Annotated in this window: 10 protein-coding genes and 1 pseudogene; 3 read left to right on the forward strand and 8 right to left on the reverse strand. The window is 43.2% G+C overall.

Annotated elements, in window-relative coordinates; translation table 11 throughout:
* From F6K20_RS19105 to F6K20_RS19120, 4 genes are all read right to left on the reverse strand, one after another.
* A partial coding sequence (locus tag F6K20_RS19105) for a hypothetical protein (RefSeq protein WP_287295659.1) occupies positions 1-189 on the reverse strand: 189 nt, incomplete at its 3' end.
* Between the two features lie 984 nt (positions 190-1,173).
* Entirely contained in the window at positions 1,174-1,482 is a 309-nt protein-coding gene (locus F6K20_RS19110; RefSeq protein ID WP_008185150.1) for a hypothetical protein, read from the reverse strand.
* Positions 1,483-1,588: 106 nt separating this feature from the next.
* On the reverse strand, positions 1,589-1,711 hold the full coding sequence (locus F6K20_RS19115; protein ID WP_287251528.1) for a hypothetical protein: 123 nt from the start codon (positions 1,709-1,711) through the stop codon (positions 1,589-1,591).
* A gap of 1 nt (position 1,712) precedes the next feature.
* Complete coding sequence (locus F6K20_RS19120; protein WP_008185148.1) at positions 1,713-2,234, reverse strand: hypothetical protein; 522 nt, start codon at positions 2,232-2,234, stop codon at positions 1,713-1,715.
* 130 nt (positions 2,235-2,364) lie between these two features.
* Between F6K20_RS19120 and F6K20_RS19125 the strand changes: the two genes are divergently transcribed.
* The 3 genes from F6K20_RS19125 to F6K20_RS19135 all read left to right on the forward strand — a co-directional run bounded on the left by F6K20_RS19125 (position 2,365) and on the right by F6K20_RS19135 (position 4,093).
* Positions 2,365-2,979, forward strand: a complete 615-nt coding sequence (locus F6K20_RS19125; RefSeq protein ID WP_008185146.1) for a Uma2 family endonuclease — start codon at positions 2,365-2,367, stop codon at positions 2,977-2,979.
* Positions 2,980-3,404: 425 nt separating this feature from the next.
* A complete protein-coding gene (locus F6K20_RS19130; protein ID WP_008185144.1) occupies positions 3,405-3,662 on the forward strand; it encodes a hypothetical protein in 258 nt (85 codons plus the stop codon).
* Positions 3,659-4,093 carry a type II toxin-antitoxin system VapC family toxin gene (locus F6K20_RS19135; protein WP_008185142.1) on the forward strand — a complete coding sequence of 145 codons (435 nt, stop codon included), beginning with the start codon at positions 3,659-3,661 and terminating at the stop codon, positions 4,091-4,093. The genes F6K20_RS19130 and F6K20_RS19135 overlap by 4 nt, the downstream gene beginning before the upstream one ends.
* A 532-nt stretch (positions 4,094-4,625) precedes the next feature.
* Here the strand turns inward: F6K20_RS19135 and F6K20_RS19140 are convergent.
* The 4 genes and pseudogenes from F6K20_RS19140 to F6K20_RS19150 form a co-directional block, all read right to left on the reverse strand.
* Positions 4,626-5,042, reverse strand: a complete 417-nt coding sequence (locus F6K20_RS19140) for a hypothetical protein (protein ID WP_287295661.1) — start codon at positions 5,040-5,042, stop codon at positions 4,626-4,628.
* A 138-nt stretch (positions 5,043-5,180) separates the two neighbouring features.
* The gene (locus tag F6K20_RS19145; RefSeq protein WP_287295663.1) at positions 5,181-5,867 is read right to left on the reverse strand and encodes a hypothetical protein; all 687 of its coding nucleotides are present in this window, start codon (positions 5,865-5,867) and stop codon (positions 5,181-5,183) included.
* A gap of 15 nt (positions 5,868-5,882) precedes the next feature.
* Positions 5,883-6,035 (reverse strand): annotated as a pseudogene (locus F6K20_RS40075) (RNA polymerase sigma factor); the annotation flags it as partial.
* Positions 6,036-6,041: 6 nt separating this feature from the next.
* Entirely contained in the window at positions 6,042-6,428 is a 387-nt protein-coding gene (locus F6K20_RS19150; protein WP_287265167.1) for an RNA polymerase sigma factor, read from the reverse strand.
* Between the last annotated feature and the right edge of the window lie 259 nt (positions 6,429-6,687).

Raw genomic sequence — 6,687 nt, forward strand, 5'->3', positions numbered from 1 at the left:
TTTTGGCGTTGCTGAATCAAGGAATGAATGCGCGATCATCTGGTTTTGGTCAAGCCCCCGTGGGTCCCCCAACTTTGCGGTGCGACCCAAGGGCGATTTACTCGCCCTAGGAGGCGCGCACCGGAAGGGACGCAAGAAAGTCTTGTTCCCCCACCGGTGCGCTTTCCGTCGGCGAATTAAATTCGCCACGGGTCGCACCGCAGAATTGGGGGGCTAGGGGGGCGAAACCATACCCATAATCAGCAACGCCGATTTTTTTACTGTTATCTTTTTACTGTTCCATAAAATCAAAAATGGACATAAACTAGTTGATAAATACTATATCAATACCCGTTGATGGAGCCGTAACTATGAGTAGTCTATCTCAACTTCAAAGCCGAAAACTTGGATTAATCGAATTAATCTCAATGGGGTTTGATGTTTATCTGAAAAATTTGAAGCCTATCCTACTGTTGTTTTGTACAATTTATTTACCTTTGCTGATAATTTTATCAGCTTTGAACCCGGAAAATATAAATAACCCTTCAGGATTGTTTTTAGCATTTTTTGTAGTTGTTTCGATCATTGTCAATTTAGCAAGTTTGATCTATTACATAGCCCTATCGCTGATTACAGAAAATTATATTCATGGAAGAGATACCAGTTATCAGAGTGCAGTCCAAAAAATAGTTTCAAATTTACTGCCTCTAGTTGGCTTGGTTTTGATATTTAGTATTAACTATTTTATCCGATTTATGCTACTTATAATCCCAGGGATAGTTTATACGGTAAATAATCAATACTATGGGCTGGCTTTTATTCTCCGAGACCAAAGGGGAAAAGATGCTTTCGATTACAGTCGCTCCAGCGATGCAGCGCGGTCTTGGGGGTCCCCCCCATGAGCGACTGCATCAAGACAGAGTTGAAGGGAATTGGTGGAAAGTATTTTTCTTCATTTTTCTAAGTGGATTGAGTGCTTTATGCTTACAATTTATCTTGAATAGTGTATTAACTAGTCTTCCTTTTATGAAAAATTTTTGGGGTGATTTACTTTCAGTAATTTTACCTCAATTTATCTTATCGTCATCGGGATTGCCATTGGTAATATACTTCTATTTCTTAACTTAGATGATCAGAAAAGTTTGGAGAGCTGATTAAAATTGAAGCATTAATAGGCTAGCTCAATCCGGTGACTTAAAACCAAGTTCTGTATTCATCTAAATAACCGTCGTAGTACAATTCTTCTTCTTCAAGGCAATCTGGAGTATCGACAGTAGTCTCTTCTGTTAAGTCTATTCCGTGATACTCTTCCTCTAGTTTTTTCATCTCTTCAAACAGACCTTGTTTCTTAAGCTTAGATCTTTCTGCAACAAATTTGTTCCATTTCTTACACTTTTTCCTAGCTCGTTCTCCTGGGACGTTTTTACAGTTTACCGGCCTGTAGTCGCTAGGTTCATAAAACTTATGTCCCCCAGGATGTTTTTTCTTTTTTTTCTTACTCATATTAATAGATTTTACTTTTTATAGACTTCTATAAATTTTGGCCGAAAGTCAATTGAGTAAGATTTTATCCCAGATTGTTATAACTCACTAGTTAATCTCTGTATTATTATACCTCATAAGTAGGATAAACGTAAGCATATGCTGATAGCTGATAGCTGATAGCTGTTCGCGTAGCGTGTGCGTAGCACATAAGCTGATAGCTTACTCGCTCTTTTATCAGTCCAGACACCCTAAAAGGGTTCACGCTCCCAAGTTGTAGTAATACCCAACGTCTCAAAGGAATTTTCTACCAGAGTTCGGAAATCCTTACTATAGCCACCAAACAGATGAACTCGTGGTTTTCGACCTGGAAAGTAGGGAGCATACAGAAGCACTTTAGTGCCGTCCTTCCAGACTTTAACGTGTTTGACCTCGATTACATAATCATCAGTTAACAAATCAACGTAGCCAACTGGTGACTCCACCTCACGCTCTCCACCTTCTCGCTCTTGAAGGATAGCTTGAATCATCCTTTCATCTTCATAAGACTGACCGGTATATTTTTTCTCGGCAAGAGGTTGTGGAATAGGTTCTCCAGAGGCTTCCATATCTTCGAGCACTTCTGCGACTAAATTAGTAATGCCTTGTAAGGCAGCAAAACCAGATGTGTCAAGGTGAGATAGACTGGGAAATTCTGCACACAATCCTACAAAATCTCCGTCTTCTTTTGACCATTTGATGCTATAAGTGTAGTGTTGGGGATTAACTTTCATTACTCTGCTCCAACTTATCAATAGTTTTTAATACTTGACAACTTGATAAACTTTAGCATTTCCACTCTTTTCGTTTTGAATATTGACACGAGGATTTCCTTCCCACGGGGTATTATAAACAGAGGTCAAGATGATACAAACACCTGCGAGTCCAGAAACCGAAACTCTATTGATTGAGTTGCCTAGGACAATCGGGTTGTACGTCACCCAGGAACAGTTTGCAGCCCTCGCAGCAGCTAACCGCGACTTGAGACTGGAAAGAACGGCACTTGGAGAGTTAATTGTGAACCCACCAACAGGCTGGAAAACTGGAAAGCTAAATTGGAGTATTTCTGGAGAGTTGTATTTGTGGTGGCGTAATGCAGGGGAACCGGGTAAAGCTTTTGACTCCTCCACTGGCTTCATTTTACCTAATGGTGCCACTCGTTCTCCCGATGCCTGTTGGGTGAGCGCAGAACGTTGGCAGGCACTTACTCCAGAACAAAAAGGAACCTTTGCTAATATCTGCCCGGATTTTGTGGTTGAGTTACGGTCTAGCTCAGATCGGGTTCAGTCTCTGGAATCTAAAATGACCGAGTATATCGACAATGGGGCGAGATTGGGTTGGTTAATCGATCCACAACAGCGACTAGTGGAAATTTATCGACCAGGTTTGGCGGTGGAAGTGTTGGAGAATCCGCCTGAGTTGTCGGGGGAAGAGGTGTTACCGGGTTTCGTGTTGAATTTGCGTCGGGTGTGGGATTGAAAATAGAAATGCGATCGCATTTCTATTTTAGTTGTGAACAGAATCTCTTCGGGAAAGGCAAGAGGCAATAGGCAATAGGCAATAGGTAATCAAGTAGCGATGCAGTGCTTTTTACAATTAATTATGAAACCCACTATCATCCTCAAACTCAATTGAAAAGCGATTGCTTGTTCTCGATTGCTGTATGATGGTGCTATAGGAGAGGTGCCAAACCTTCCCACGGAATTATCTGGAGAGAATCTATTGCCTGGATTTAGGTTGACTTTATCCCGGTATTTGTAGATAGCGATTAGGTAAGCTATCAGCTATCAGCTATCAGCTATCAGCTATCAGCTATCAGCTATCAGCTAAAGGCTGACCGCTGACGGCTGAATGCTTACGTTGTAAGATTGAAACAAGGCAGCAGTACCATGGGGTAAAACGTGATGTTGAATGTCAGTCTGGATCAAGAGGCAGAACAGTATTTAGTTGAAATTTTAAGTCAGGAAAGAACAACTAGCAGTGAGTTGATCAAAAAATTGCTGCGGGATTATCGGCAAAATTTTCAATCCCAAAAATCGGTTTTAGAACGAATGGGAGGAATGCCTAAACATTTGCTATCGGTGGGGAATCTGTCTGATCGGGACACTCGTAGAGAGATTATTGCTTCTCGGATACGGGCAAGCCATCAACGAGAAGTATGAGCTATCATCCCGCTATTTTGGTGGATACAGGCTTGTTGGTGGCTTTTTATGATTCAGCCGATCAACATCATGGTCAAGTGGTTGAGTTTTTTACCAGTTGTACCAGTCGGTTAGTTACAACCGTAGGTTGTGTTACAGAAGTGCTATGGTTGCTAGGGTCTGATTGGCGAGTGCAGAATGAATTTCTAACTCATCTGGCCAATAACATCTATGAGTGTGAGTCGCTTTTACTGCAAGACTTTGCCCGTATCGCTGAGCTAAACGCCCAGTATGCTGACTTGCCTGGTGATTTTTCTGATTTGTCTCTTGTGGCAATTTCTGAACGTTTGAATATTGCGGCGATCGCTACTTTGGATAAGGATTTTGATATCTATCGACGCTACCGCAAGCAACCCTTTGAACGAGTCTTTCGTCCTTCTTCTAATATGTAGCGTTCCCGTAGCGTGGCCTACGGCCAATCCCACTCAAACTCTACTAACTGCGTTCCCATAGCGGCTCAATGCTCGCAGCAATCGCTTCTTCCAAACAGTTGGCTGCTGAAGCTTTGGCTTGTTCAATGGAATCTCCCTGAGTAATGGCTTCTGGCAAATCCAGCCAAAGTTACCACAAACCCGCTATCCGACTCGTCAGGGGTAAATGTAGCCGGGAATGAAAATCGACTAGTTTTAGATTATACCATGGCAGTATTAATCCTACAATAAGCCATCCCATTACTGATAATTAAAAAGGTGCGTTACCCTTTGTTAACGCACCCGACAAGATAAGCGATTAGCCCAAAGAGCTACGCTTCGCGATCGCACTGATAAAAAGACCTGACTCGCCCTCCCTTAATTACCAATTCTCTGTAACAATGTGCTTAATGATTGCCTTGCCATTTCTGTGTAATCGCACCCATAACAGCTGCTGTATTAAGGGCATTTTCCTAGAGAATTGGTAATCGATCATTTATTTTTTGTCAGTCCCTTACTTCTGCAGTAGCAGGGGCAAGATCTGGATTTCAGCGTGTCCTGTATCCCAATCATTACTCCATGTGGCATATTTTTCCTGAGGCCAGTTCATATGGTACACTATTGGATAAACATATTTCCAAGTGTCCTCTACTTCTAAAACCATTGTTTTCGGCAGCCACAGGCCATCACCTTGGATGATCAGAACCATACTGATAAAATAGTATACATTATCGGGCATTTTTAGAGAGCATTCAAACGCTTTGCCTTCTTCCAGAGGCCCTGTATCGAGTTTGACAAACTCAGTTTGCGGCGTTCTATCTGGTATTTCCACGTCAGAGTATTGGGTGTATAAGCTTAGACGACTAGATTTGCCTTGAGACTTGGATGTGGTAGCCTTAAAAGTAAGGGTTTTGATTTTTGCTGCACACATTGTGTATTTACTTCTCTTTTCAGTTTTGTTTGTCTACACCCTTAAGACGATTTCGCCGATAAATTTCTGAATTTTTGCGCTAACCCAAAGAACAATTTTTGATCTGACTTGGTGATAAGCAGCTCAACAGCTTTTCGCTTAGGTGCGTTTTCCGCATCTAATTATTAAATTCGCCACGGGTGGCACCTGCTGATAAAAACCGACTACAGGAAATGAATTTTGAATTTTGATAGTTTTTTCGGCTGTCGGTGGGCTTCTCGGACTCTCTTGCAAAATCAACTTAGAAAATAGGGTAGTAGCAGTAATTCTCCCCAACATTCCCCCATCTCTGGCTGTTATTGCCTCCTCTGCACCACCAGAGAGGAATTTCCCCAATACTGGTAGGATTTGGGAGTGTGGGGCCCGGGCGTGGGGAGTGTGGGAAGTGTGGGAAGTATATTTCTTTCCTGTCTTCTCCCTCTGAACCGAGCAGTATTGGGAATTCCCCCTATTTCCGGTTTCTTGATCAAATAGTGCCAATGCCAAAATTGGTGCAGGTAGCCTTTCCCACAGCCCCGCTTTAGCGGACGGACAACTATCTTTGTTTACCTCTAACTTTTCCTCAGAAATAGCTGCAACAGGAACCGACTCAGAGAGCTGCACCCCTAGTGCTACCTCCTGCACTTCCTCCACCGCAACCGATGATGTCACCGTCTCGCCCACAATCGATTCAACTTCCCCATTCCCCTCGGACTTTTCCCCAATTGCTGACTCAGTTGCCTGATTAGTTGGTGTAACCGATAATTCCGGATCAGTTTCATCTTCCCCAATAAAATATCCCCTCAACTCCTCTCGCAGAATTGCCCGTGCCTGGGAGATGCGCTTACAGACATTCTGGTAGGAAATCTCTTGCTGTTGGGCTATGTCTCGATAAGACAGTTCTTGATAAAAGTGCAGGATAAAGGTCTGGTGCAGCCGAGCAGGTAAGTTATCAATGGCACGGCGGATGGCAATCTTTTTCTAGTCTGTTTCCAAAGCCCTTTCTGGGGTATCGTTACAGCAAAGCAGTCCTTGTTCCTCTGGAATCCCTTCTATATCTTCAACGTGGTTGGCGCTGCGACAATGTTCTCGATGAATATCCACGCAGAGATTATGAGTCAGCCTTGTCAGCCAAGCCTTAAAATTAGCGATTTTTCCGGCAAACTTTTTCACCTTCTCCCATGCCTTGAGCATGGCCCGACTCAGGGCATCTTCAGCATCGGTAGGGTTTCCACCCATCCACCTGAGACAGCGATGATAGAGATAGTCTTGATATTGCTGCCATTGCTGCCAAAACTCTTTCTGTGAAAAGTGATGGGATTGGCCCAATGCAGTAGAACTGGCTTCTAATTGAATATCTGACATCATAATTGATTGATCAACACAATGGTCTATCTGGTGGGTGCATCTCCTAACAGTTGTTTGACCCAGCAGTGGTGCGTTACGGGCAGCAACCTAACCCTGAGTAAGAGGGGAAACATGAAGGCTCCCCTGAAGCACCACTAGCAACTGTTGTAGTCAACTGTTGCTAGCATGCCTCTTGCCAATGCCATTGCCCGTAGCGCTATACTCGACATTTTTGACATCGATACCCGATCACCATTTGAGAGTATAGCGGTTTTTAGTA

Source organism: Moorena sp. SIO2C4, from assembly GCF_010672485.1.
GTDB classification, from domain to species: Bacteria; Cyanobacteriota; Cyanobacteriia; order Cyanobacteriales; family Coleofasciculaceae; genus Moorena; species Moorena producens.

Coding starts and splice junctions, on each gene's coding strand:
- F6K20_RS19120 (WP_008185148.1), bottom strand. CDS start 2,234: ATGAAAGTTAATCCCCAACACTACACTTATAGCATCAAATGGTCAAAA.
- F6K20_RS19110 (WP_008185150.1), bottom strand. CDS start 1,482: ATGAGTAAGAAAAAAAAGAAAAAACATCCTGGGGGACATAAGTTTTAT.
- F6K20_RS19130 (WP_008185144.1), top strand. CDS start 3,405: ATGTTGAATGTCAGTCTGGATCAAGAGGCAGAACAGTATTTAGTTGAA.
- F6K20_RS19125 (WP_008185146.1), top strand. CDS start 2,365: ATGATACAAACACCTGCGAGTCCAGAAACCGAAACTCTATTGATTGAG.
- F6K20_RS19140 (WP_287295661.1), bottom strand. CDS start 5,042: ATGTGTGCAGCAAAAATCAAAACCCTTACTTTTAAGGCTACCACATCC.
- F6K20_RS19135 (WP_008185142.1), top strand. CDS start 3,659: ATGAGCTATCATCCCGCTATTTTGGTGGATACAGGCTTGTTGGTGGCT.
- F6K20_RS19150 (WP_287265167.1), bottom strand. CDS start 6,428: ATGATGTCAGATATTCAATTAGAAGCCAGTTCTACTGCATTGGGCCAA.